The 24,988-nt window shown below is 62.1% G+C and carries 19 protein-coding genes; 4 read left to right on the forward strand and 15 right to left on the reverse strand.

All coding sequences use genetic code 11. The annotated features are described in order from the left end of the window. Positions 1-326: hypothetical protein (locus WBG79_RS00005; protein ID WP_337355053.1), on the forward strand; the 326-nt coding region annotated here is incomplete at its 5' end. Here the strand turns inward: WBG79_RS00005 and WBG79_RS00010 are convergent. From WBG79_RS00010 to WBG79_RS00035, 6 genes are all read right to left on the reverse strand, one after another. Next, complete coding sequence (locus tag WBG79_RS00010) at positions 323-1,021, reverse strand: hypothetical protein (RefSeq protein WP_337355054.1); 699 nt, start codon at positions 1,019-1,021, stop codon at positions 323-325. The two genes, WBG79_RS00005 and WBG79_RS00010, sit on opposite strands and share 4 nt — an antisense overlap. Then, a complete protein-coding gene (locus tag WBG79_RS00015) occupies positions 1,018-4,356 on the reverse strand; it encodes a hypothetical protein (protein ID WP_337355055.1) in 3,339 nt (1,112 codons plus the stop codon). The genes WBG79_RS00010 and WBG79_RS00015 overlap by 4 nt, the downstream gene beginning before the upstream one ends. Continuing rightward, a complete protein-coding gene (locus tag WBG79_RS00020; RefSeq protein WP_337355056.1) occupies positions 4,349-5,251 on the reverse strand; it encodes a hypothetical protein in 903 nt (300 codons plus the stop codon). Before WBG79_RS00020 ends, WBG79_RS00015 begins: the two co-directional genes overlap by 8 nt. Positions 5,252-5,253: 2 nt before the next feature. Then, complete coding sequence (locus tag WBG79_RS00025; RefSeq protein WP_337355057.1) at positions 5,254-7,734, reverse strand: helicase-related protein; 2,481 nt, start codon at positions 7,732-7,734, stop codon at positions 5,254-5,256. A 2,259-nt stretch (positions 7,735-9,993) separates the two neighbouring features. Next, positions 9,994-10,134, reverse strand: coding sequence for a hypothetical protein (locus WBG79_RS00030; RefSeq protein WP_337355058.1), 141 nt, complete (start codon positions 10,132-10,134; stop codon positions 9,994-9,996). 29 nt (positions 10,135-10,163) lie between these two features. After that, a complete protein-coding gene (locus tag WBG79_RS00035; protein ID WP_337355059.1) occupies positions 10,164-10,355 on the reverse strand; it encodes a hypothetical protein in 192 nt (63 codons plus the stop codon). Positions 10,356-11,093: 738 nt separating this feature from the next. Between WBG79_RS00035 and WBG79_RS00040 the strand changes: the two genes are divergently transcribed. After that, positions 11,094-11,399: a hypothetical protein gene (locus WBG79_RS00040; protein WP_337355060.1), complete on the forward strand. Its 306-nt coding sequence runs from the start codon at positions 11,094-11,096 to the stop codon at positions 11,397-11,399. A 250-nt stretch (positions 11,400-11,649) separates the two neighbouring features. Here WBG79_RS00040 and WBG79_RS00045 read toward each other — a convergent pair whose 3' ends face one another. The 9 genes from WBG79_RS00045 to WBG79_RS00085 form a co-directional block, all read right to left on the reverse strand. Further along, on the reverse strand, positions 11,650-12,033 hold the full coding sequence (locus WBG79_RS00045) for a DUF5681 domain-containing protein (RefSeq protein WP_337355061.1): 384 nt from the start codon (positions 12,031-12,033) through the stop codon (positions 11,650-11,652). Between the two features lie 256 nt (positions 12,034-12,289). Then, positions 12,290-13,780, reverse strand: coding sequence for an AAA family ATPase (locus tag WBG79_RS00050; protein ID WP_337355062.1), 1,491 nt, complete (start codon positions 13,778-13,780; stop codon positions 12,290-12,292). Continuing rightward, on the reverse strand, positions 13,770-14,831 hold the full coding sequence (locus WBG79_RS00055; RefSeq protein ID WP_337355063.1) for a hypothetical protein: 1,062 nt from the start codon (positions 14,829-14,831) through the stop codon (positions 13,770-13,772). The genes WBG79_RS00050 and WBG79_RS00055 overlap by 11 nt, the downstream gene beginning before the upstream one ends. 546 nt (positions 14,832-15,377) lie before the next feature. Beyond that, complete coding sequence (locus WBG79_RS00060; protein WP_337355064.1) at positions 15,378-15,857, reverse strand: hypothetical protein; 480 nt, start codon at positions 15,855-15,857, stop codon at positions 15,378-15,380. Between the two features lie 9 nt (positions 15,858-15,866). Continuing rightward, a complete protein-coding gene (locus WBG79_RS00065) occupies positions 15,867-17,087 on the reverse strand; it encodes a tyrosine-type recombinase/integrase (RefSeq protein ID WP_337355065.1) in 1,221 nt (406 codons plus the stop codon). Between the two features lie 814 nt (positions 17,088-17,901). Next, a complete protein-coding gene (locus WBG79_RS00070) occupies positions 17,902-19,077 on the reverse strand; it encodes a PAS domain-containing sensor histidine kinase (RefSeq protein ID WP_337355066.1) in 1,176 nt (391 codons plus the stop codon). Next, the gene (locus WBG79_RS00075; RefSeq protein WP_337355067.1) at positions 19,074-20,624 is read right to left on the reverse strand and encodes an ATPase domain-containing protein; all 1,551 of its coding nucleotides are present in this window, start codon (positions 20,622-20,624) and stop codon (positions 19,074-19,076) included. The genes WBG79_RS00070 and WBG79_RS00075 overlap by 4 nt, the downstream gene beginning before the upstream one ends. A 1-nt stretch (position 20,625) precedes the next feature. Further along, positions 20,626-21,069 (reverse strand): hypothetical protein, encoded by a 444-nt coding sequence (locus WBG79_RS00080; protein WP_337355068.1) that lies wholly within the window; start codon positions 21,067-21,069, stop codon positions 20,626-20,628. A gap of 480 nt (positions 21,070-21,549) precedes the next feature. Beyond that, positions 21,550-22,410 (reverse strand): helix-turn-helix transcriptional regulator, encoded by an 861-nt coding sequence (locus WBG79_RS00085; protein ID WP_337355069.1) that lies wholly within the window; start codon positions 22,408-22,410, stop codon positions 21,550-21,552. A gap of 73 nt (positions 22,411-22,483) precedes the next feature. On the opposite strand from WBG79_RS00085, the gene WBG79_RS00090 reads away from it, so the two are divergent. Both WBG79_RS00090 and WBG79_RS00095 read left to right on the forward strand, forming a co-directional pair. Beyond that, the gene (locus WBG79_RS00090; protein ID WP_337355070.1) at positions 22,484-22,975 is read left to right on the forward strand and encodes a VOC family protein; all 492 of its coding nucleotides are present in this window, start codon (positions 22,484-22,486) and stop codon (positions 22,973-22,975) included. Between the two features lie 410 nt (positions 22,976-23,385). Next, complete coding sequence (locus WBG79_RS00095) at positions 23,386-24,924, forward strand: alpha/beta hydrolase (RefSeq protein WP_337355071.1); 1,539 nt, start codon at positions 23,386-23,388, stop codon at positions 24,922-24,924. Positions 24,925-24,988 lie beyond the last annotated feature (64 nt).

Below are 24,988 nucleotides of genomic sequence, written 5' to 3' on the forward strand. Positions count from 1 at the left end.
GAGCCGGATCGACGAACTGCTGCCGTGGGCATTCGGCAGGACGGCCGCCGAGGCCGTGGCCTGAGAACAGCGCTTACGAAGCTGGCACCGGCGAGTTGGGCCGACTGCTCGAGGCCTATCGCGGCTTGGAGTCGGCCAATCTCGATGACAGTCTCAGCCCCCAAATGCGCCTGGCGGACCAGGTCTATCGGCTGGCCTCACGTCAATGCGTCGACGGATGCCGCGCCTGTCTGCACCTCGAAAGCGACCTAATGACCGAGTCGCTGCTGGCGAGTTCGGTCAGTCGGCGTCTACTGACACGCTTTATGACGGCGCCGGATGCCTAATCGAGAGGCTGGACGATGAACTGATCGAGCGCCGACTTATCCCCCAGCCAGTCGAGCACCTTCCTCGTGACAAGCGACAGCTTGACGTTACCCTTCGTAGCAAAGCCTGTAAGGAAGGCGTCAACCTCGGGGTCGCTCGCGAGACGGGTGAGGTCGCTCGTCAGCGCCAGACGCGCATCTTGAAGCGCCTTCAACTTCTCGGGTAAAGCCCGACCCGCGGTTGGCAGACTGGATGCTATCGTGCGCAACTGACCGATACTGTTCGCGTCCTGGTCGCGGCCGAGTCGCCGAAGTAGCCTTTCGAGCGCGCCGAGAGGCGCGACGTGATCCCGCGCATATGCGTCGGTCAGCATCTGTGCCGAGCGATGGAGCGTGTTTAGGGAAGCATCAAGCCGTTTAATGTCGCGTACGATCGCGTCGAGATCCTCGGGCTGTGTGGCGCTTTCCATCCGCTCACCAAGATCAAGAATCGTCTCGGTTGCGTCTTTGATATCGGCGCCGCGCAGTCCAAGGTAGTCGGGTAGCAGAGCATATGTATCGGCCAGAGATTTAAGCCGATCGAGCCGTTGCGGCACGTCGGCGCAGGCAGTGACCGCCGCGCTCAACGCCTTCCCAAGGTGCTGCTGGTTTACCGCACCCTTAAGGTGCGGCAGCGCGGCTTCCAGGCGCAGTAATGGATCCGTTGTCGCGCTCATCCCGCCCTCGATGCGCTAAGCAGGTCTATGATTTCCTTGGCACCCGCAATCAAGGCAGTACCTTGCGCTTGAATGGTCTCCAGCCCGGCGATCGGACCCGATTCCGCCACTGTCGCGGCCGCGTGGTCGCCGAGAAGCGAGACGGCCGTCTCACCGGCGGTAAACGCGGCCAGAACGCTCTCGAGTAGCGCCGCCGGTGCGCTGACCAGCGCCGCAAGCATTGCTCCCGGGGAATCTTCTTCCTCATCGCCTGGCTCGCTGAACGGGTCTTCCTCATCCCGCATACTGGCAAAATTCCGTAGCGTCGTCTGAAGCGCATTGGCGTTCTCGACAAGCGACGAGATCACTGCCGTATAGGCGTTCTTCCACTCGCGTACCTTGTCGGCGGCAATGCCGGGTAGCGCCTTGCTTCCCGCCCCCAGTGCGGTTTCGAGCCGCTCACCATGAGCGCGCAGCGATTGGCCCCTTAGAAGACCGAGCAATCGCGTGGAGCGTTCGGTGAGACGTCGCTGTTCCTCGCTCATCATTACCGGCACCACATCGCGCGCCTTGACCAGTTGCTCGGCTGCCGTTTCGATGATCTTGCGGGCTTCGGTCTGCGCCAGGATCTCCGCTGGCACATCGCTGAATTCCATTGTCCTGATCAAGGTCAAGATCGCCGCGACCCCGACTCCAGACGCCAGGCCGAAGTCCTTCGATTGGCCCTGGGGCAGGCTCAGACTCTCACGCAGCAAAGTGCGCAGAGCGGCATGCTGCTGATTTGTCCCAGTGAGGAGACTTCCCCACTTTGCCGTGCGTGCGGCGGGCGCGCTTTCAGCTGGGCCTTCATCCCGAAGTAGCACCAACCATTGTTCGACCGGCGCCGCGGTCGGTAACACCGCGCCGCGCAACCATGCGCGGACAAGGAGGATCTGGGCCGCCGCAACTGCGGGATTCCATCTCGATCCCTGCTCGGTCTCGCCGAGCGTTCGATCGATATAGTTTGAGATTTCGCGTTTAAGGTGTCGGAGCAGTCGGGCAAGCCGGCTCTGGCGATATTCGACAATGTCCGGGAGCGCTGCCGGATTGGCCTCCATCTCCGCAAAGGCCTCAAGACCCTCCTGAAGCCAGGTGACCGCCGGCAAAATCAGCAGATCCTTACGCGCGGTTGCGGTGCCCTCGATCTTAAGCGTCGAAGGCTGGATTAAGCGGTTCCAAATCCATCCGTCATAGCCAAGCGTGCGTGGATCAATCTGGCCGGCGATCAAATAAAGAGCCTCATTCCACTCATTGGGGTTTTGGAGCTTGCCGCCGTCTTTGCGCCATTTGGTAATATTCGTTGGATCGAGCCGAAGCTTGGACCGATGCGGCGGCTTTTGCGTCGGCGACTGCCTGGTCGAGGCAGGAGGCGTTGGCGTCAGCAGGGGTTTCGGAACCGTTGGCGCAGGCGGACTTATGAACTGTTCGCGCGGAGCGCCATTCTCGCGCCCTGATGTCGGTGACGGCGTCTGCAGTTCTGGAACTTCGAATGGTGCGGCGGCTGGAATGGCGATCGCATCGCCAGGCTCTCCTCCCAGCCAAGGCAAGCGAAACGCCTCGAATACGGCGCGAGGCACTCCGTGGAACGCGATCTGACCATTGCGTTCGATCGTCGTTTGCATTTCGCCGGAGGCGCCCCAAAAGGTAATGGTCCGCCTCAGGCGATCGCGTTCCGTTTGGTCCGCACTATGTGCCTGAAGCAATCGCTCAAGTGGAAGTGGCGCGTAGCGGGTGCGCGAGTCAAATGCTTTCACCTCGATGTTCGGACCTGGATAAGCGCCCTCGTCCAGCAATTCGGGCTGCCGCAAGCTGGGGCTGAGTATGGACTGGATCACGCCGCGCGGTGTCTTCCACGTGCGCCGCTGATCCTGCTCATTCAGCGCCTCGAAGAAACCGTCGAGCGCGCGCGCTGTAAATGGGAAAAATCCGATCCCGTCTATTTGACCAAACGCTGCATGACAGCCCTCTGCCATCGGACATTCTAGGCAAGGGTTGGGCGGCGGATAGTCCGATCCGCTCCTTTGCTCTTCGCGCCACGCGTTGAGCGCCAGTGGACCGGCGCGGGTCGCTGAGAGGTAGCGACTGACGAAACGCTGGCGATCGATGGGATCTCGCATCGTGGCGACGTCTTGGATGCCGTGTTCACCCTCGCCGAGGCTGATCTTATGGGTAATCCGGTCCTGATAGTTGGTCCGAAGAGTGGTGTCGTAGTAATCGGGGGTCAGCCCGACAACCGACACTAGGTCGCACTGGTCACGCTCCTCCTCGTCATCGCTTCGCGTGTCGGAGTTGGTGGTGAGGACGTCGATCAGGCTGTCGTCTAGCCCTTCCCAACTGGTAATGTCCTCGAGCAGAAGCACGAGGCGCGCACCGCGGGTCCGCAGCGCCCGCCGGACTTCTCTGAATAGCTTCTTGAGACTGTCGGAGGTGACCCCAACGACATGCTGGATTGCGTCATTCTTTCGACGATTGAGAGCGTCGGCAAACGCGATGTGCTGAGGAATTTTGGGCCCAAGTTCACGTACAACTCGATCCGTATCCCATCCCGCCTCCCGCGCCTCTTCAATCTCGACCGACTCCCCTATCAAAGCCGCACGCAGGTTCAGCGCCTTCGACGCCTTGACGTCGTCGCGGCTAACCAATTCGTGCAGATCAAAGACATCGAATACATTGAACCGCGCAGATTCTGAATTTCGATCTCCTTCTTTGCCCGAAATCAGCCGAAGGATCCGCCGCGGTGCATCCCACAACTCTTCGACAGCATCCGGTTTGAGCAGTTGCGAGGGCTGCCAGCGTTCGCACCAGTCATTATCCACCGGAGGCTTCTCGTAATGATCGCCCTTGAGCGCTTGCAGCAGATTGTTGTGAAAGGTGCGAGCACGCCCCGCTTCCGCGATTTTTTGCTTGTTCCCTAAGCCATCGAACAACTCCCTGAACTCGCTAGGAAGTTTCTCACGCAATTGGGCGAGCGCGCCCTCGAGGCTTCCGTCCGAGCGCTGAAGGAGCAGCGGGGTATCTTTCCCGTTTCTTGGCCAATTGACATAGAGCCAGCGGATCAGGTGCGACTTGCCCGAACCGGGCTCCCCTTCGATTACGCAAAAGGCGTGATGGACATGGGGGGGCGAAATCGCAGCCAGCACACCGCGTTCGTCGAAAGTCCTGATCTCGTCCGCACGGCCACCACTGACAGTGAAGCCGCGAATTGGTGAGTGGGTGGCAAGAAAGATCGCCTCATTGCCTTCGAGCGCTTCGACTCGAAACATCGCTTTTGCAGCGTCGGCGGTCCAACATGCCTTGTTCGGAACGGCGTCAATCATCGAGCGTGCTCCCGTTCAACGTGACAGCGTTGAACGCCTTTACTTCGGCGAGAGAATCAGCTGCCAACCTCGCAGCAACTTGCGCGTCACCGCGAGGAACAATCAGCCGGATCACTTCGTCTTCGTGTAAGTCGCGAAGCGCCGCGCTTAGCAGGCGCGACACTGCGTTGCCGGGCACATAGTTCATGCGTTTCGCGGCCGCGAGGAACAGCGTGCCCTTATCGAGATAGGGCAAAGTGGCGGCCACCCATCCAAGAAACGCTACCGGCGAGATCGCCTGTTCTCGCGGCAAGTTGCTTGCGCGAAGCGCACGCCGGAGTCTGCCAGTGACCGACAGCAGCGTCGTCCGCGAGGAGAGCGTCTCATTGAGGCCAATAAATTCTACCCAGCGCAGCCAGGCTGGATGCCGGGTGGAGTTGTAGCGCTGGGCACTGGTCTCAACCGCTCGAGGTGTCAGCGAGCGTGTCAGCAAATCGGCAATCTGCGCCGCCGTCCACTCGCTCAGCCACTGCCGACTTCCCTGCTTCTCCGTCTCCACGACCACACACGCATAGGCATCGAGAATATCGGCATCCGCGGATTGGTGGGCCTGCGCCAGCAGCAGGTCGTGAACCAGATCGGAAAAGCCGCCAATGTCGGAAGGGAGTGCGGTGGTTAGCAAGCGGACGCTGTCACGACTGCTTTCGATCAGCCCCAAACCAGACGCCGCCTGCAGAGCCTGACTAACCAGACCACGGTCATTCTCATCGTGCGCTGTATCAGAGACGCCATCCCAACGCGGCCGCAACCATTGCTGCAGTTCGCTCCTAGGCGCGCTCCCCCCACACGCGGCTATGACCCTTGCGATCGCCCAGAGACGCTCCGGGGTACCCTGAGTTGCCGAAAGCAAGGCCATTATTACCCTCTCTCCTCAAGTGCGTCGCGAGCAAAGGTGGCGAGCACGGCGAGATCATAAGCGCCCGCCGGCGACGCGATGTCCGCGAGTGGACGGCCATCAAATTGCAAATCGGGCGCACCGATTATCACCAATGTCTGTGTAGGATAGCGGCTCAAGAAGCGACGGCTACGCTGCCACAAGCCTACACCGACTTGATCGTCGCGCGACAGGAACAGCGCAGTAGGTAAATTAAGCGCGTCGAACGCTGCATAGCCAAACCACTCGCGGTGCTCGGTTACCAGCCCTAGTCCGGTACCGCCGCACAGCGATGCAGCACATGCGCTGCCGTAGCCGTCTGGCACAAAGAACTGCTCGATGCCGAGGCGTTGGAGAATTGAGATCGCGATATCAAAATCCGCCGCGATGTCGTCGCTTGCAACGAAGGTAGTGCCTGCGGGAAGCATAGGCGTCGTGCGCAACGCGCTTGGCCAAATATCCTGGCCGCCTGCGCAATGCATCTCATGCGGTGGTTGCCGACCTTTGCGCCGACAAGGCGGGCATCGCCCGCACTCGGGTGCCAAGCCCAGTGGGTCAACGAGACGATAGACACCTGCCAGCACACATTCAGTGCTGTTCGGGGCGCCCCGCATCACGCCGAGAAAAGACCGGAATTCCGCTAAGGCTTCGGCCTGTTCATCGTCGCGAAGCTTTTCGACACGTGCCCAAATCGCATCCTGTGAAGCTTCGTCCTCGAACAGTGCGTCATCGAGAATTTCAGCTTCCCAAAGCAGGGGCCCCGAGCCATTCGTTGCAACCTGTGTGACCCGGAGCAGGTCTGCGCGCTGCATCAGGTTGAGCAAGCTCATGTTCCAGCGCCGATTGTAATCGCTGCTCTCACCCTCGATTTCCTCATGGACCGCGTCAATGTCAAACCGCGCAAGTCGCCGATTGCCCGACCATTCAACCGCCAAGTCCCGCTCCGCGGAAATGCGCATCTTGCGCCAGCGCAACCGCGCCTTTTTCACCGACAACCATGAGCCCGCCGCCATAGCCGCGGCCTGGCTTTCGTCGTCCCGCGCTTTCTCCCCTTGTCGGAAGGGATCGGCACCCGGAGGCGGCTGGGTCCAGACGCTTAGAGCAATGCCTTGATGGCCATCGCGTCCCGAGCGCCCGATCTCCTGGTAATAGCGTGCGGGACTTTCCGGGATGCCTACATGAAGGATCGTTCGCACGTCGGCCTTGTCGATCCCCATCCCGAAGGCCGAGGTGGCGACAATCAAATCAAGCTTGTCCTCGGCCCAATCCGAAATAACCGACTGACGAAGCCCTGTATCGCTGAGCGCCCCCGTGAAGACGGCAAGCCGCGAATAGTGTCGCTTGCGCAGTGTCAGAGCCAACGCCTCCGCGTGCTCGACCTGGTTGGTGTAGACAATTGTCGGACGCGGCGCATGGTCGATCAGACGCAAGAGCATCTCATCGCGCTCCTCGAGTGAGGAAACATAGGTCGCGGCCAGATCAAACTCGAATCGCGGGACGCCGGCATGCACCTCGAGCCAGAGACCCCCTCGATAGGCCTGGCGCAGCACCGTCCGGGCGGCCGGACCCAGCGTCGCGGACAAGAGCATGGTGCGCAAAGCAGGATTACGTTCGCGCAATTGATCGACCAGCGCCGGCAAGCGCTGGAAGTCGGGGCGAAAGCTCCGTCCCCAGGATTCTATGATATGCGCCTCATCGACAACGAAACCGCTAAGATGTGCCTCGACCCCTGGAGCCTTTCTGCCCGGCGCCATCGCCGCATCGAGTAATGCCTCTCGCGCGGTGGAGAACGCGAGTTCTGGAGAAAGAATGAGTACCGGAATTTCGCCTCGCCGGAACGCGTCAAGTAAATCGCGGCGGGCGTCGCTATTCAATTGCCCCGTCAGCGCACGACTATTTTCTAGCCCTGCTATCCCTTTCAGCGTGCGTTCGTGATCGAGCGCAAGCGCAACGGTGGGGGTGATCAGCGCGATGCAGGAGCGACCTTCCGAGGGCCAGAGATACGGGGCAGTCTGAAAAAGGAGGCTTTTGCCCGTTCCGGTCGGCATCGACACCATCAGGGTTGCGCCTACGGGCATGGTCGCGACAGCGCGAAGCCCGGCCTTCTGGGTCTCGCATCTATAGAATCGATGCTGCGACAAGCGCAGCAGCACCGCGTCTGGCGGCGATGTTCGGTATGGGCGACGCGGCGCGCTATCGAGCAGCATCGCCTCGGCAAAATCCTGGGGAACTCCGGCGGGACGTCCATCCAGCCGCACAGTCGTACCGACAAGCGACAGTCCGAATCGTCCCAACATCGCCCGCTCATCGTCTTTCAGAACAATGTCGTGACCAGCCAGATTGAGCACATTGTCAGAAAGGCGCACCCAATCCCGAAGCAGTGCTAGCCGGTCACCGGCTGTCCGCGCAACTGCGAACGCTGTAGCCGCACGCTTAATGCTACGCGAGCGCCAGGCCTCTCTCACGTTATTCTCCGTGAGAACCCCTCCCATCAGGAGCACCTTCCACCCAGGTCGTAAGAACTTAAATCCGGGGTAGCCATTTCTTATCCTATTTCGACACGACTCGCCGAGAACAACCTAGAGCGCCGCCCTGCTTCCGTAGATCTATGAAGCGACTGTCTGGGCCTTCGTGCCCGTCGCAGAAACCACCAGCCCAATAACCAGCGCTGGGGAAAGCGTGATTTGGGTAGGGATGGAGGATATTCCTCACTTTTCTAACATTCTCATTACAACTTGCAAGTGCTGAATCATGCTAGTGTTCGTACCATCGCTGGACCGCCCGTGGACTGCGTCGAAATGCTTAGATTGTGCTCGACGAGAGCAGTGGGGGACTCTTGCGCTACGCCGAACGTCCCCGTGCGCGGCGAGCATCAGACCTAGCGGATCGACCTCAATCCCGTTTTGTGCACCTTTCGCATCTAGGAGTTGAGGTTGCAGAATATTTCTTCTCCGTTACCCCCTACCTGGGGAGATACCGACGAAGTTGGCGCGCCTCTTCAATCTCCGCCGTTGAGTCGCTCAACATGCCGCTCGCCAGTCGTTGTTGGGCAGTGACATGATATCCGGCTCCAGACGAGAATGGTGCTGGCCAACGGCCACGTTAGGGATTGGTTGCGGCTCTTGCCGAACGAGCCTGGTAGTCTGCCTCTTCCAGCCATTCCTCGCTTAAGATAGGTCCCTCTCGGCCGACCTTCTCGCAGTGTTCGACGCGAGCTTGCACCTCCCGCTGGCCCTTGACCGAGAGCTCCACCGTGGACCTTAAGTTCGGGCCCAATTCCTCCAGTTCCTCAGCACCCCAACCAACCCCGGAAAGCAGTCGCTCGTAAAGGCCCCGGTAACAGGACGCTAGGTATCGCGCCGCGCCCTCGATTGACGATGACGTGACCTCTTCCAAGAGTTCCTTGCACTCTATACAACAAGGGATCGGCACCAGAGCGGAAGCATCTACGTGCTCTGTGGATTTCTCTGGACTGCGAGGCAGGAAGTCGTACGGAACCCGGTAGGTCGATGTCGTGCGATCGCCACAATACAGGCAGGTCGCCATTTTGCTACTCCCAAGCAAATATTCAGCGGACGTGCCGCGGGAGGGTTGGATGCCCGTTAGCAGATCAGCCTTGGCTCGGACTGACAAGAGATTCCTGCCCGGGCGGCGCTAGCGCCAACGGAGGAGCGGGCTTCCAGTCTTCCTAACGATCGGCTATGCAAAGGCGGCAGACCGCGATGCCAATGCCGGGGGGTGAAGACCCTGCCCAAGCCTTATCGGATCGACGATCTGGCAGTTGCTGTACACGAAGCTGTGGTTGCGGGGGCCAGCAATACTTAAAGCGCACAACGAGGACGTGTGGCACAACGGCTGCATGCCGGGCCCAAGCTAGCAGTAGAAGAATCAAACCCAACCGAGGCTATTGGGGAAGGCACTCGTTAGTGGGACCATGCGCGCCGTTTGCAAAGTGAGGGCGGGGTGCGCGTGTCTGGTGGGACGGTCGGGTGGCCTCTGCTCTCCTGGGGCACAGCAGGGGGCCAAGGCCTTGCATCGGAGTGGGTCCACATAGCGAGACATGCCCCATAAGCCTCTCCCCCACCCCGGGGGAGGGCATACCACCTGCCTTATACGCGTGTATTCGTGGTAGAGCGGACGGCCGGCGCGCGCGCGTGGGATCTGGGAGGCCCGATACCACACATGTCGATCTCGTCTGCACCGACTTGTCTCGAAGCCGGGGACGGCCCGGCGCACTCGTCAGCGAAGGGTTCGCGCCCGGATTCACACCGGGCTGCAATGCGAGAGCCATCAGAGGCCGAAGACGCGCTCTGCCCCTGAGATCCCGCGCAGACTATGGACCCCGAGAGGATCGAGAGAGCCTTCGACGTTCCGGGCCATTGCATGGGAGAGCACGACCCGGTGGCCGAGTTTCTTGGCGAGGTCCTGCAGCCGAGTCGCGCGGTTGACGGCCGGCCTAACGACCGTGAAGTCCAGCCGTCGCGGCGCGCCGACATTGCCGAACGCAACGTAGCCGACGTGAAGCCCCAGGGCGAAATCGAAGCTACCTCCAGCCTCCAACCTGTTGACCAATGCTCCGAGGTCGCGGGCGGCGTGGATCGCACTGCGCAGGCACGCTCGGTCGGCCGCGTAGGTGTCACGGGAAAGATTGCCAGAACGGCGTCCCCGATGAACATCAGAACTTCGCCGTCATGGGCCGAAATGGCCGTTACGGTGAGTTAGAACTAACGGCCCAGCGCGTCGATGACTTTGTCGATCGGGCGCGCCTCGGCGAGAGCCGTAAAGCGGCGCAGGTCCGCGAACCAGATTGCAGCCGTGTTCGTCTCCACGCTGCCGCGTTCGATCCGGCCGCCGATGATGCGCACGCCGAGGTATGTGTCGAGCAGATCCGATGTCAGCCGCTGCCGAACGAAGCGCTCGATCCAGGGGGTTTACGGCCGTAATCAGGCTCTGTACTTGGTCGAGATCCGCGGTCGTAAAGCCTGCGGCGGCGCATCACGGCGGTGCGCGTCCGGTCCAGAAACGGCAGCGGCACCATGAAGTAGTCGGTCATCCCAACGCGCCGAAGGTCGTCGAGCAACGGCATGTCGGGAGTCGGCGCGTCGAGCCGACGTGAACGCGGCCCCGGTCTCGTCGACCACCCGCGTCGGGCTCAGGAGATATGCCGGGTTTCATCGCGGACCGTTTCGGAACGCTCGACGGGGGCGTGATCGGTCCAGACGAGCATCCGCCCGCTGATTTCGGGATGGAGGAACTCCGATCCCCAGGGACAGGCGCGACAGGCCTGCGTCCTCGGTGCGCAATTGCTCGCAAAGGCCGACAAAAAGCGCGTCGAGGGTCTCGAATCCGGCGGCATTCGTCGCCAGCCAAAGCGCCAGTTGGTCGGCTCGCATGGGGGCCCTCCGGGCACAGGGTGCACCGGACACAACTGGACCCGCAAGGCCGAGACGCCAAAGAGACGCCGCGCGCGACCGGGAGTGCGAGGCACACGACTACGTAGCAGCATTGGACCGGGTGCCCGCGTCGGCCGACCCGGTTACGGTTGCCGGATCAGTCAATCAGCGACTGCGCGAAGGGCAGCGTATGTGTTCGTATCTTCCACCAGCAGCGTTGGCGACCGTCGGACGGACCGAACGAACGTCAGGTTCGCCGACGGAGACCTGGGCCGTGCCGAGGTGCTCGCCTCCGATCTCTGGCGCCAAGCCGACGACCGGCTGAAGCGCGGCGAGATCGTCGGGTCTCCGCAATCCGCACCGACCTGGCGGCCAGCGCGGACACCGACGATCTCCGACTCGCGCCCTTCGTGGGGTGGGCTGCCTCCGGGGTGATCGAGCCCGACGGCTCCATCAACCGCGGGGCCCAGAAACTGCCCGGCAACTGGTCGAGCACCAGCCTTAACCTGTCTCACGAGATCGCCGCTTGCATCGGCCGCATTGTCGGCGCGGAGCCCGCGATCATGCTCCACAACGCCGCCGTCCTAAAGGCCCGGTCCGAGATCCCGGTTTTGAAGGATGTGGACTCGTGGGCCGTGCTGACCATCGGGACCGGTCTCGGCAACGCAAGCTTCAGGAATCGGCAGGACGACGCGCGGCCTAAACAAGCGGGCTGGGGCCCGAATTCTCAAGCCTAGGTGCCGGACGATGCCTCAGTCGCCTTCTCGCCCAAACGCGAGTTTTTGTGGAACACCCGGACTGGGCGGCTAACACGTTTACTGAAGACGCCCCCTGGAGCCTCTCCCGACCGGGGGGGGGGGGCTGGGACTGGACCCCTTAGTAAGACTAGGTAAGTAGACGGTTTTGTGGGCACACATCAAGCGAGCTCCAAATAGCCTTGTATACGCAGCCACGTGACCCCGGAACGGGGCGGACTGTTACTCCGCCCTACGGCTCCGAGGAGCCATGCTCAATGAGTTGCTGAGCCGATTGGAACGGGACAGCACTGGCCTGTTGCGCCGCCCTTAGGCGGTCCTGTGATTTTGCCGTTTCATTCGCCTTTTTCAGAGCCGTGAGGAAGGCCTCATGGATTGATGGCTGAGACACTTCAACTGAGGCGGACTGGTGTGGGCGCCCCAACGTACGATTGAGAATCTCAACAGCAGCAATCACCTGGAGTCGGGGATCGTTCCCGCACAACGCGGCCTCGAGCGCTTTGACCGCCTTCGGCGTGAGCGCCTGAAGCATCTCCTTGACTTCCTCAGGCGTTTTCGGCCGTCCACCTGGGTTGCCAGAACTGCCAGGTAAAAATCTGCCCGCTGAGTTCCGCAACGTAAAGAACCCCCTGCAACAAACCAGATCTCAGGCGGTATTTAGATACCACAAAGGCGACGCGACGCCAAGTAGTCGCAGAGCCTAGAATGCCTTGTACCGTCCTTTGGTCAGGATGGTCGCAAAACGTGTGGCGGGCGTGGCAGCGTGGCGTGGCAACCCTAAGGGTGGGGTTGCCACGCCACGCTGCCACGCACCCCCAGCAACACCTAGCGTGGCACCGCCACGCTCCGCCACGCCACGCCACGCCACGCGCCTACGAACAGTCCGGATCGGTAAAATCCACCGCTGGGTCGGACCGCTGCTCGGACACTTTCCAGATGTACTGCGCGCCATTGACCTTTCCCTGTCGCAAGCCGAGACGATGGAGTTGATCTCTCGCTTTACGCCATCCGTCTCGACGCGCGTTCCCGGCCTTTTCGGGGTCGCCATGATGAGAGCGAAAACACTCATCGAAATTCGATCGCACCACATCGAGGGGAGCCATTCTAACCCGATCGCCAGTTCCCGGAATTCGCTGGACCATGCCGTGGTCGGCCAACGCTGCGGTAACCGCCTCTTGGAAGGGGGCCTCCCACCTCGCCAACGTCCGTTGTTTCTCTGGAACAAGGATGGCCATGTCGGCCTCCGACACCGGCTGCACTACGCAAGAGGTGACCTGCTCGCCATCCGCGTCCAGGCCCAGGACCACCTTCTTGAGGGTGAAGCCAAACTCCCCTTCGGTATCGCCCTCCTTCAGCTTCGTCAGCCGAGCGACGCGGACACGGTCTTTCAGGGCGACTTCCATCTCGAAATCGGCCGCCCCGAGCAAGCTCGAGTGGCCGCGAGATCCGCGGGTGCTGTCTTTCCCGCTATGGTGCACAACAAGTACGAGACAGCCGAGCCGCCGCTCGATCTCCTGACAACCCGCGATGAAGTCGGTCATATCCACCGAGGAATTCTCGTCGCGGCCGGACATGGCCCTGGAGAGCGTGTCGATCACGACCAACTCGGCACCACCTTGCTCATTCCGTATAGCATCACAGAGGAGGCTGACATCCTTCTTCATGTTCTCATGTGAAATCTCGATTGAATCGGGGTACATGGCGAAGTTGTCTCCGATCAGACCGTGTTCCTCACGCCATGCGCAGACGCGGTTCTGGGCCATGATACCGCCCTCAGCGAAGACATATGCCACTCGGACCGTGTGAAGCTTTTTGCCCCGCCATGTAGTCCGTCCCGACGCGATATATAGGGCAAGATCAAGGGCAAAGAAGGACTTACCAGAACCAGGTGCCCCGTACAGAATGCCCAATCCGCGAGCTGGTAGGACCTCTTTGACGAGCCACGATCCATCGAGAACCGGCCGGGCTTGGTCGCCGAAGATGGCCTGAAACCGGCGGCGGCCGAAGGGTTCGTCGTGGAACACTTGACGAAGCCGAGCCTCAATTGACTTGGTATGTAGGCCCGCCTCAGTCATCTTGGCGACAGCGTCGTCGACCGCCTTGATGACTTGCCTTCCGCGGATCTCGACCAGCTCATCAGCAAGCCGGGAATCAAGCTTTCCGGATCCGATTGCTTCATCGGCGATCTGACCGGCGCGAGCCCGGTCGTAGAGGACGAAGTCTCGCGCCCACACGTCCGCAACCGTCAAGCCCACGGATCCTAGTGTCGATTTCACGTTGACGTCGGGCGCCCGAAATCGCAGGAGACGCTCAGCTGTACCAACCAGGCGTTCGTCTTGATGAAGAGCGATGTCAGTGAGCATGGCTGGCCCTCTCGAGACCGCGCCGAATCTGCTCGTCCGACAACTGGATCCTGTACAGCCGGCCACCGTGGGCGTGGCTGTAAATTGAAACTCCTGCCTCGCCGGCGCGAATGATGGCCTTGTTACGACCACCCCCGTATTCGGGTTCGAGGACGTCAGCACAGGTGGCCCCGTTGTAGGCGGCTGGCTCGAGGACCACATCCAAGGCCTGAATGCGGCGCCCGTCATCCAAGCGGATTTCGGTGTCCCCATCGATGAGGACGGAATCAAAATCGCCGAGCAGGACAGCAACGCGCTTCGAACCGCTTTCAGCAGTGAATTGGGTCCGTCCTGACGCGAGGCGGCGCTGGTTGATCTCAGGCATTGCACACTCAGTCCAAAGCTCACTCATGACCCGGACGGAGTTCTCCTCGTCAGGCGTGAGATCTTGCAGCTGACTTGTGTCAATGGCCAGCCCGTGATTCACGCGCAAAGGGCGCCCGCCATCCCCGTGCACAAGGTGGGCATGGTTGAGCACGGCGTCTGCTTCGAAGACCAGCCGTTCACCGGCACCCGACGCAACGCGATCAATGATTGTGCGGATTTGAGGGCTTCCGTCCTTTGCGACGAAACAGAATCCATAGGTCCGACAAACCAGCCCCTTATGCAGGACATCAACAAAACGACGGACGTCAGCTCCATCCCGTACGAAGAACCAGATGTGCCAGCCGGAGATGCCGGTTTCAGAACCGGTTGCCTCATTTTTGATGCCCGCTGAGGCGGATGCCCTGGCCACCCAGCCGGCGCACCTAAACCCCGGATATACCTCCGATATTGCGGCGATGATGGCGTCGAGGTCGGGCAGGCGTTCCTGAAGCTCCTTCGGCCAGCCTTTCACATCGAGATCCAAAACGGCGACGGCAGGTGTCCCGGGCTTATAACCGAAGTCCCGACGCGTTCTGGTGACGAGCCTCGGGTCTCGTGCAGCCGCCCTTTTCGTGCCAAGCGGCAGATGGTCACCATCCCGGAGCAGTTGGCCAGGGATGAAGACGTCATTTGCTTCAGCGCTCATCAGGGCGGTCGCAAGCTCGTTGGCGTCATGGACCGACACACGGTCCACAACTCCATGGACTAGCTTTGGGGCCGGGTCGGATAGCAAGCGCCCGGCTCCGTCGAGGGTGTAAGCTTTGGTTGCGCGGTCTCGCGAACGAACGCGGGCAAACTCGAAGGGCGGCATGTCTCTGGTCGCCATTTTTCAGCACATTGCATCTTGAGGGCGCGATCCGGCCGGGCGCATGCGGCTTTCACCGCCGCCCGCTTCCTAAATTCAGTGACGAAGTGCTATCGAGCCCGCGGCGTAAGTGCCGGGAGTTGAGCTAGGTAACGCTCGAGAGAGGCCATCTCGACCAGGGTGGTACGGCCGGCTTTCAAGAGAGTGATCATGCCGTCGGCAGCAAGCCGATAGAGAGTGCTTCGGCTAAGGCCGATCACAGCGGATGCCTTGGACAAAGGGACGGCGACTGCTTCTGAACGCATCTCGATCTCCTTGAATGAGTCGACGGGGTGCATTCAGGTCTACACGGGGACGAGATGCGGCCATTTCAAATATGGGCCAAAATCAATCCGCATCGGGCTTAGGCCTGGGGAGCAGGCGGAGGTACTCTTCCCAGCACCGCTCGACCATTCGGGTTGAAATCTGCATCCCATATCGTTGGCTCGCGCTAGCGGCCACTTCTGCGAAAATGGACAGTCGTACACCGTAGATTCGTTTCAAAGATCGCCTCTGAATAAAAGGCTTATCGGTCTCATATTCTGTCTGAATCACGTGTCGAGCCTCGTCGAGAGCCTCGTTGAAATTGCTTAAGCTCATTTCCCCGGTACTGAGCTTACGCCGGCTCAATTTGATTATTTTGCGATTTTTTCGGACCTCCGATAGATCCACTCCTTCTCTCTCAAGCTGCGCATCCATTTCTGAGTAAGCCTGTTTCCTCACATGCTTTTGCATGGCGGCTTCCGCCTGAGCCCCGACATCGATCCTGGCAATCGGCGAAAGCTTTGGCTTTCGCCCAGCGCCTTCGCGTTTTCCGCCCAACGCCACGTCAACCTCCTATCGCGATGCTGACGAGCAGAAGCGTGCCCACGCCTCCATCAACTCCGCCCGCTTCTTGAACAGATCCCCACGCCGATAGGCCGCCTCGGCCTTATTGCCAATCGTATGTGCGAGCGCGGCTTCGGAGACAGCATGCGGGGTGCTGGTCTCCTCCTCAGCCCAGTCCCGAAACGTACTGCGGAAACCGTGAACCGTCAGGTGCCCCCGCCCCATCCGGCGCAAGAGCATCAGCATGGACATGGACGAAAGGGGACTGGTACGCCGTTGGCCGGGAAACACGTAGCTGTCGCCGGTGTCAGGCCGGAGGGGGAGCATGCCCTTAAGAAGGGCAACAGCCGGCTCCGATAGTGGCACCCTGTGCTCCCGTCCCGCCTTCATTCGAGCCGCAGGCACAGTCCATACGCGGCCATTGAGATCAATCTCGGACCACCTCGCGCCGAGCGCCTCATTGGTGCGCGCTGCGGCGAGGATGGTGAACTCGAGCGCCCGAGCGGCCGTCGACGCCCGGGATCTCAACTCGGACATAAAGGATGGCAGGTCCTGCCAGGGGAGCGCCGCGTGATGCTCGACCCGAGCGATTTTCGATCGTTTCGGAAGTATGTGGTCGAGGTGACCCTTCCAGCGGGCGGGATTCTCGCCGCTGCGCCAACCCCGCACGGAGGCGTAGGACAGCACCGCTTCGATGCGGCCACGGACGCGGCTTGCCGTCTCGGGCTTCGACGTCCAGATCGGCTGGAGGACCGCCAGCACGCTTTCTGTGTCGATGCGGATGATCGACGTGCCCCCGAGCACGGGATAGGCATAGGTGCGAAGGGTCGATCGCCACTGGGCTCGGTGCTTCTCGTTACGCCATCCCGACTCCTGGCTCGATACGAGCATCTCGGCGACCGCCTCAAAGGTCTGCTCGGCCGCCCGACCCACGCCCTTCGCCGCCGCGTCCGAGCGCCGCTGCTCGATGGGGTCGACTCCCTTCTTCAGCAACTTGCGAGCGTCAGCCGCTGCATCGCGCGCCTCCGCTAACGTGAGCCCGTCGACGCCTGCAGCGTCATACGCGCCTAGACCCATCTCCCGAGCTCTACCGTCGCGCATGAACCGGAACGTCCACTTTGCTGCGCCTTTGCCGGTCACCTTCAGATACAGATTCCCGCCGTCGGCATGGGCCTTCACCTCACCTTTGCGGACCAACCCCGCCGCGCCGGTTGCCGTGAGCTTCGACATTTTTGTGGGCTCCCCGTCTACAGATCCGTCCACAATATTTTGTGGGCTGTCGGGGCGCAATGAGGAACAGTGTGGGATGATGCCTTGTTGATAAGACCCAGAAATGGAGGAGTTATGCATCGTCGAGAGATGGCAAGGGACATTTGTTCGGAGGACTCTCTCTCCGCCACGACTTCAGAAAAATTGTAGAGCCGACTGTGGTGGATTGGGGCTGCTGGCGAATAGCCAGACGCCTCAAACGGTTCTCCGTCACGGGCGTCATCGAGAGATGCGCATTTGCGACGGTCGCCGCGCTCCGATTCTGCGAAATCTCCAGCTCGCATTTCCTTAGGTCCGGGCGGCTCCGCGACCGCGTGCTCGGTCGTGCGGCCGGTTGAAGTCTCGTCCGTCCATCTACCCTCCCGTCGACGAACCGCGGAGCAAATCTGACGGACGCGTTGTTTCAGCAAACGACGCTTGGGGTCGGCGGCCATGGGTGCCAGGTCAGCGCTATCGTCCTTGGATCGATTGGGAACGGCAGAGCAAGATGGCCGTGCCGTGCCGCAGGCGCTGGGGACTGCCGAAGTGGTCACCCCCTCTTCCATCCAAGCCGCTCAAAGAACGGCAGCAGGCCGGGGGATCGTCACTCGTCCAAACGAGTACGGAAACCTGGAATACCGATTGTCGGAGGCGGGCGAGGAACTCCGATCGCTCTTCCTCGGCCTCGGGGAATGGGCCCAGCGCTGGATGAGTCGAGGCTCGTGGGGTCCGCGACGAGATCTCGCCCGGGCCAGGTCGGCCGCAACGCCGTCCCGGCTGCCAAGCACCCCGACGGCTACCAGCCTGCCCGGCCTTCCGGTGTCACATCCCCCACGCTCGCCAGTCCTGTCTTGAGCAACATCGGAAACCGTATGGTGACGGTGGTTCCGGCCCCGGGTTTTCCCGACCTCACGAGGGTGCCCCGGAGCTGACGCGCGAAGATCGCCACATAGTCGGAGCCATGCCGCCCAGGCGTGCCGTCCTGTCCCCGGTTGGGCACGCCGATTCCGTTGTCCGCGACCGTCAGCTCCATGTCGTCCCCGATCCGGTGCAGCGAGAGCGTGACCAGCCCGGTACCTCCCGGAAAGGCGTGTTTGACCGCGTTGGTGGTCAACTCGTTGACGAGCAGGCCGAACGGCACGGCGCGATCGGGATCGAGCCTGAGGCGTTCTGCTTCGACGACGATACGGACGCCGGAGGTCTCGCCGAGCAGGCTCGCCGACAACGTCCTGGCGATCTCCCTGAGATATTGGTCGAGCGCGACGGTGTCGCTATGACTGGATTGCGAAATCAGGTCGTAAAGCCCGGCGATCGCCATGATGCGGTCCTGCATGGCCAGGTACCCTGCAACGCAGGGTTCAGACGTGCGTCTGATTTCGTTGGCAATCAGCGCGGCCACGACGGTCAGGTTGTTTTTGATACGGTGGGCAACCTCCATCGTCAGCATCTTGGCGTCGGTCTCGCGCTGACGCCCTGCGCGGACCTCGGCCCGCAGTTGCCGGTTGGCTTTCTCGACCGCCTCGATCAGCTCGTCCTGCCGGAGGGCCCCGAGGAGAAGGGCCTGGCTGATGGCCTGCCTGGCCTGGTGAAGGGGGCCCGATTCATTCACCTGCAGCATGAGACCGACCGTCCGGCCGTTCGCCCTCACGGGCCAAAGACTGTAGGAGAACAGGAGAGGACAGGGCGTCACCTGCTCGTCGGCCGTGTAGCTCGCCGGTGCGCCGGTGCGAATCACGCGATCCATCTGATCCAGGCACTCGCCCACTGGCGACAACAGGTGATCGAACGGTGTTCCGATCACCTCCTCAGCCGACTTGGCGACCATTTTGCAGAAGGCGGCGTTGGCGTATTGGACGACATGCGTGTCTCCGGAAAGCTCGATGACCGCCCACGGCGCATGGTCGAAGGAAGTCGACAGGTCGGCGAGCACCGACGTCGCATTCGGGTCCGTGACGGGAGGGGTCGACATCATCCGCGAGCCTTCGGCTCCGGTGGGCTTTCGTCTTCCTGTGGCCTGCGTGGACCGGTTCGCTCCGGGATCCCGGTGCTCAGGCCGGAATAGTCGGTGTTCCGCGGATCGATGACGACCACTCCCTGTTCGTTGATGACGTATTCCCGGATGTCCTTGCTGTGGTTTCCGCCGCGCATCTTGATGACCAGGATCGTCTTCCGAAGCTGACCGTCGATCTCGACGTAGCGCAGCCGGATAATGTCGTCGGTGAGGAACGAGACAGCATAGCGGCTGAACTGGAGCGAGGTGAAGTTGTCCTCCACCTCGACCGTGCTGAGGATCGTGATGCCCGCCGCGGTCAGGGCGCCGATCATGCGGTAGAGCGACTCGCGGAAGTCGGCCCGGAAGCTCGGGGCCAGGGCCATCTCGAAGCCCACCAGGGAATCGATGACGACGCGCTTCGCGTCGACTCTCCTGATCGCCTCCAGGATCGCCAGGACGGTCTCGTCGACCGACAGGTCCAGCGGACGAAGGTACAGGATCTCGAGGGCTCCGGCGTCCTGCGCGGCCTTCAGCTCGAGGCCGAACGCATCGGCACGACGCACGTAGGCCTCCGGACGCTCCTCGAAGATGGCCATGACGCCCGGCTCCTTGCGGCGGAGCCCCTCGCCGATGAACTGCGTCGCCAGCGCCGACTTGCCCGTGCCCGAGGGCCCAGCCACCAGGATGCTGTCGCCCTCCAGGACGCCGCCCCCGAGCATCGCGTCCAGTTCGGGGATCCCCATGGAGAGCCGACCGCGCCGCTCCGGCCTCGCCCTGACGGTCTCCAGTCCGAGCGTGCGCGAAAAGGCCTGGAGCCCCTCTTGAGTGATCCGGATCGTGTGCAGTCCCGGCACGGAAGCCTGGCCGCGCAACTTCAGCACCTGCAACTTCCGCACGACGGAATTGCGCTCGGTAACTTGGGAAAACCACAAAATGCTGTCGACCATGGTGAAGAGCGGATTGTCGCGGATCTCGTCCTGACCGTACTCCCCGACCAGGAAGGTCGTGACCTCCGAGTTCACCAGGAACTGGGAGAGGCGATGGACGAACGCCTGCACCTCCATGATGCCCGTGTCGCCGGGCGTCCTTCGCGCGAGGCTGCGGAAGGAATCGATCACGACCACGACCGGGTTGGCCGCCGTGACCTGATCGACGATCTCCTGCAACACCACGCCCAGGTCGTTCTGCAGGGCGGCCTCGGACAGGCTGATGAACCGGACAGCGCTTCCGACCTTGGAATCGTCGTAGAATGAGAACTGCTGCTGGTAGCGCAGCATCTTGATGCTGGGCTCGCCGAGTACCGTGAAATAGAGCACCGGCCTATCCGGAGTCCCGTTGGCGAACGCGATCTGGTGGACCAGCGTGGTCTTGCCGCAGCCCGGCGAGCCGCCGATCAGGTTGACGGAGAACTCCGGGATGCCACCCCCGATGATGTCGTCGAGACCGCGCACCCCGGTCGGAAGCTTGTTGATCGTAACCTTCGGTGGCCTGGGCGGACGCGACGTCCCGTGGGCTGACTTGGCCATCTTACTGAGCGTCCTCGTTGTTCGCCGTGCTGCCGAAATCCGCGTCGTTGAACGATAGCTGCGGCCAATTCTGTCTGATCAGGCGTGAGGTCAAGGCCGGGCCGATGAAGGCCACCAGTAGCCTGAGGAGTTGGGCCAGCAGCACGACTTCCCCTTCTGAGACCTCGGCGGCGTCGACGGCCGGGGCCGCCGGCAGGCCGTCCAGCCCTCCCCCGGAAACCACCCGCATCGACCCGAGCCAGGGAACCTCGACAGTGGCCAGCGACAGGGCGCGCGCAAGAAGCGCCTGACAGCCCCCCCGTCCCATCAGCATGGAAAGATGTGCAGTCAGCTTGTCGGTGGCGCGGAAGGCAAGGCTGACCGGCTCGGCAGGCCCACTTCCCGGCGTCTCGAACACCACCAGCTGCTTGGCAACGGTCTTCAGCTGCGGAGAAGCTCGGTTCATCGCCCCTCCTTCAGCTCGGCCGTATCGTGACGAACGCTTGGACGACCGGCACTCTAACATGCCAGGGATGATTTCCCCTATCGGGCTCACCACGCATCGCAGATCACGTCCCTGGCATTCTGAAGAGCCCGGCCGACTAGGAGTTTTCCGGCGCTGGAGCCCGCTGGACGTCAGCAAGGCCCGCCAAAGGTCGCTGGAGGCTGGCATGCCGTTAACGGTTTAAAAATAGTACTGGGATGTTACATGTCGCGTCTTGGTATGTAAGTTGGTGCTCTTGGCAAATCGATCTGCTCATCAATGAGCGACTTGACTTTATCGTTCGGCCCGTCTCTGAACCATAAGCTCGTCCGTATTTGTCCGGAGCTATTGGCATCGAGTGCGCGCAGGTCGTCACGTTCGGCATTGCGCGACGCATGGCTGTGACCGACGTGACGCAGAGCGGCAGCGCCTTGGTCGCAGTCAGCGACGTCCGCTCCCTGTTCAGGACACCGCTGCGAGAAGCGCGGCGAGTCTTTGGCTGCTTGCGTCGTCCACAGGCTGGTAGATCGTGACCCGGAATTCCTGGTCCGGACCCTCGGGCCGGTAGGTCGAATAGGCGAGCATCATCTCGCCGCCGGTCGGGTGACGAAATCTCTTGCTCCAGACCGGTGGATCGGAGACATCGCGGCGGTTCCAGAGGGCGGCGAACTCCCGGCTCGCGCCGAGCAGGTCCTCAAGGAGGCTCGCGACTTCGGGGGTCGAGGCGCGCCCTGCGGTCGCCGCCCGGAACTGCGCCACCGCCGAGTGAACGATCGCCTCCCACTCGGGAAACAGCACTCTCCAACCCGGGTCTAGGAACAACCTCGCGAGCATGTTCGAGGTGCGGTCGTCACCTGGATCGAAGCCCCCAAAGAGAATTTCGGCGGGGCGGTTCCACAGGACGAAGTCCCATCGCGCATCGAGAACATAGACCGGCTGGGACATTGAGGCGACCAGCGCGCCGAGGAGCGGTCCCGGAGACGCCGGGCGGCGGCGCGAAGATGTGGGTTTGAGGTCAGGTCGCGCGAGACCGAACATGTAATCGCGTTTGGCCGGATCTAGCTTCAAGGCCCTCGCGATACCCTCGAGAGCCCGCGCCGAGACCTTCACGGGGCGCGCCTGCTCGAGCCAGACATACCAAGTGGTGCTGATTCCCGCCGAGAGCGCCACCTCCTCGCGAAGGAGCCCGGTCGTTCGCCTTCGTCTCGCACCGCCGGCCGGCGGGACGGAGGAAGGATGCTGTTCGCGCATCGCACGGAGAAACGCGGCGAGCTCCTTCCGGCGCGCCTCATCCTGTCCTTCGTCGAGAGTGGTAGCGCTCATACCAGTACAATTTCGGTCCTGTGTCGCGCCTCGCGCCCGCGCTATCCCCAAGCGCCAACCAGGAGGCCCGACCATGATCGTCAATCGACGCGAGATCTTGAGCACGTTTGGCGTTGCGGCGGCAACCGGCATCCAGTCCGGGGCGGTGGCTTCCGGATCAGAAAGGATCAACGAGATGACTGTTCTCAGCCGTATCCGCAACCTCGATGTCGTCGCCCTTTTCGCGCGCGATATGCCGGCGATGCGCCGGTTCTATGAGGACGTGATGGAATTCCCGCTCGAGCGTGAGCTCTATCCCGAATGGGTCGAATACCGCGTCGGATCATCGCTCGTCGTGATGACCAGGCTGGGCCTCATGTTCCATGATGCGCCGACGCCGCCTGGCTCGCTCTCCGTCATGCTTGCCTTTAAGGTAGCTCCGAAACAGGTGGACGAGTGCGCCGCGGCCCTGGTCGCGAAGGGCATCAAGCTGGAGTCGCCGCCCACCGATCAACCGTGGCAACATCGCACGCTGTTCTTTCGCGATCCGGACGGGAACGTGCTCGAGATATACGCAGACATCTAAGGATCGCGCAGAGGGCTCCTCGGCTGAATTCCTAGGTGTAGTCGTAAGAACAGTGTATCGAGATGGTCTCGACGATGGAGTAGATCACGTCTGTCGAACGCCGGCCCGGATGAGGCCGGTGGGAGGCGGCCGGTCCTTGGCTCCAGATCGGCGCCATGGCGGTCGCATCCGATGATCCGGCCGGGCCATTGGACGTATTGGACGTCAGGGTCTGGCCTCGTCGCAGGCCTGTTTCGGCTCCGGAAGGTCGCCATGGCGGGCTTCAGCACGGCTGGAACGGCGAGGCAATCGACGGTTGGTGGCGAGGTGAGACGAGATCCTGAGGCCATCGGTTCCGGGGGTCGGCCGCGTTGCCGGACACTCAGCCTCGCGTGCCCACTTCGTCCCCACCGCCCGGGCGAGCCGGCCTGATGGCGCACAGGGGTTGGCGGCTCGTCCAGATCATGATCGGCCTCGTCGCGCTGGCGGCCATCGCGGCGGCACTTTCGCAGTTGCGGGCCGCCAACGCAGGTGTCACGGAAGCGTCCCTCACGATCGGCGCGACCCCGGCAACCGTTTTCCGGCCCGAAGGCGCTCGCCCCGGACCGGTCGTCCTGATCGCGCACGGCTTTGCCGGATCGCAAACGCTGATGCGGTCCTTCGCGCTTACCTTCGCGCGCAATGGCTACGCTGCAGTCACCTTCGACTTCGCCGGACATGGCCGTAACCCGGAGCCACTGACCGGCAGCATCACGGACTCGGACGGCGCGACGCGCGCTCTCTTGGCGGAAACCTCGCGCGTTGCCGATTACGCGCGCATCCTTGGCGACGGCAGGCTCGCCATCCTGGGCCATTCCATGGCGTCCGACATCGTCGTCCGCTTCGCCCAGGTCGCGCCCGACGTGCAGGCGACCATCGCCGTCTCGATGTTTTCACCGGCGGTGACCGCCACGTCCCCGCGCAATCTCCTGGTGATCGTAGGCGATTGGGAGGGCGGCCTGAAGCAGGAGGCCCTGCGCGTCCTCGGGCTCGCAACGGCTCCCGCTGCCGCCGAAGCCGGCAGGACCTACGGCGATCCCGCTGTAGGAACCGGGCGTCGTGTCGCCTTCAGCGCGCATGTCGAACATGCCAGCGTCCTGTACAGCCAGGAGAGCATGCGCGAGGCGGTCGCCTGGCTCGACCAGACCTTCGCCATCAGCCGTGCGCAGCCGCCGATCGTGGTTGGGCGCGGCCTCTGGATCCTGCTGTATCTGTTCGGCGCCGTCCTGCTCGCGAGGCAGCTGTCGTTACTGCTGCCCCGCCTCATCGCGTCCGAGGCGGGCGCGGGATTGCACTGGCGGCAGCTCTGGCTCCCGCTGCTACTGCCGATGATTGCGACGCCGTTGCTGCTTCGCGTCTTTCCCACCCACTTCCTGCCGGTTCTGGTGGCCGACTATCTCGCGAGCCATTTCGCCGTCTACGGACTCCTGACCGCCCTGTGCCTCCGCCTGACGCGGTGTCCTCGCCCTGTCGCATCGTCCGGGTCCGTGAGCCTCCCCCGATTTGTGGCAGCCTCGGCCGCGGTCGCCGGCTATGGCTTCATAGCCCTTGTCTGGCCAATCGACGTCTTCGTTACCTCCTTTTTCCCCGTCCCTGAACGGATCGTCCTGATCCTGGCGATGCTCGCGGGCACAATCCCCTATTTCCTTGCCGACGAATGGCTGACGCGCGGGGAGGGTGCAGCGGCCGGCGGTTACGCAGCGTCTAAGCTGGCCTTTGTCGCATCTCTGGGTATTGCGATCAGCCTGGACTTACAGCGGCTCTTCTTTCTCGTTATTATCATTCCTGTGATTATCGTGTTCTTCCTGGTTTACGGGCTATTCAGTCGGTGGACTCGCCACAGCACCGGACATCCCTTTGTCGCCGGCCTCGCCAACGCGGTCGCATTTGCCTGGGCCATTGGCGTGACTTTCCCCCTGCTATCGAGGTAGAGCACAGATCATTTCAATCACCATGACCGGAGCTGCCACATTGGGCGGCAGTTGAGCACGATCG

It is taken from the genome of Prosthecomicrobium sp. N25 (assembly GCF_037203705.1).
Lineage (GTDB): Bacteria > Pseudomonadota > Alphaproteobacteria > Rhizobiales > Ancalomicrobiaceae > Prosthecodimorpha.

Coding starts and splice junctions, on each gene's coding strand:
- WBG79_RS00010 (WP_337355054.1), bottom strand. CDS start 1,021: ATGAGCGCGACAACGGATCCATTACTGCGCCTGGAAGCCGCGCTGCCG.
- WBG79_RS00035 (WP_337355059.1), bottom strand. CDS start 10,355: ATGCCGTTGCTCGACGACCTTCGGCGCGTTGGGATGACCGACTACTTC.
- WBG79_RS00015 (WP_337355055.1), bottom strand. CDS start 4,356: ATGATTGACGCCGTTCCGAACAAGGCATGTTGGACCGCCGACGCTGCA.
- WBG79_RS00090 (WP_337355070.1), top strand. CDS start 22,484: ATGATCGTCAATCGACGCGAGATCTTGAGCACGTTTGGCGTTGCGGCG.
- WBG79_RS00020 (WP_337355056.1), bottom strand. CDS start 5,251: ATGGCCTTGCTTTCGGCAACTCAGGGTACCCCGGAGCGTCTCTGGGCG.
- WBG79_RS00085 (WP_337355069.1), bottom strand. CDS start 22,410: ATGAGCGCTACCACTCTCGACGAAGGACAGGATGAGGCGCGCCGGAAG.
- WBG79_RS00075 (WP_337355067.1), bottom strand. CDS start 20,624: ATGGCCAAGTCAGCCCACGGGACGTCGCGTCCGCCCAGGCCACCGAAG.
- WBG79_RS00080 (WP_337355068.1), bottom strand. CDS start 21,069: ATGAACCGAGCTTCTCCGCAGCTGAAGACCGTTGCCAAGCAGCTGGTG.
- WBG79_RS00095 (WP_337355071.1), top strand. CDS start 23,386: ATGGCGCACAGGGGTTGGCGGCTCGTCCAGATCATGATCGGCCTCGTC.
- WBG79_RS00070 (WP_337355066.1), bottom strand. CDS start 19,077: ATGATGTCGACCCCTCCCGTCACGGACCCGAATGCGACGTCGGTGCTC.
- WBG79_RS00055 (WP_337355063.1), bottom strand. CDS start 14,831: ATGAGCGCTGAAGCAAATGACGTCTTCATCCCTGGCCAACTGCTCCGG.
- WBG79_RS00065 (WP_337355065.1), bottom strand. CDS start 17,087: ATGTCGAAGCTCACGGCAACCGGCGCGGCGGGGTTGGTCCGCAAAGGT.
- WBG79_RS00050 (WP_337355062.1), bottom strand. CDS start 13,780: ATGCTCACTGACATCGCTCTTCATCAAGACGAACGCCTGGTTGGTACA.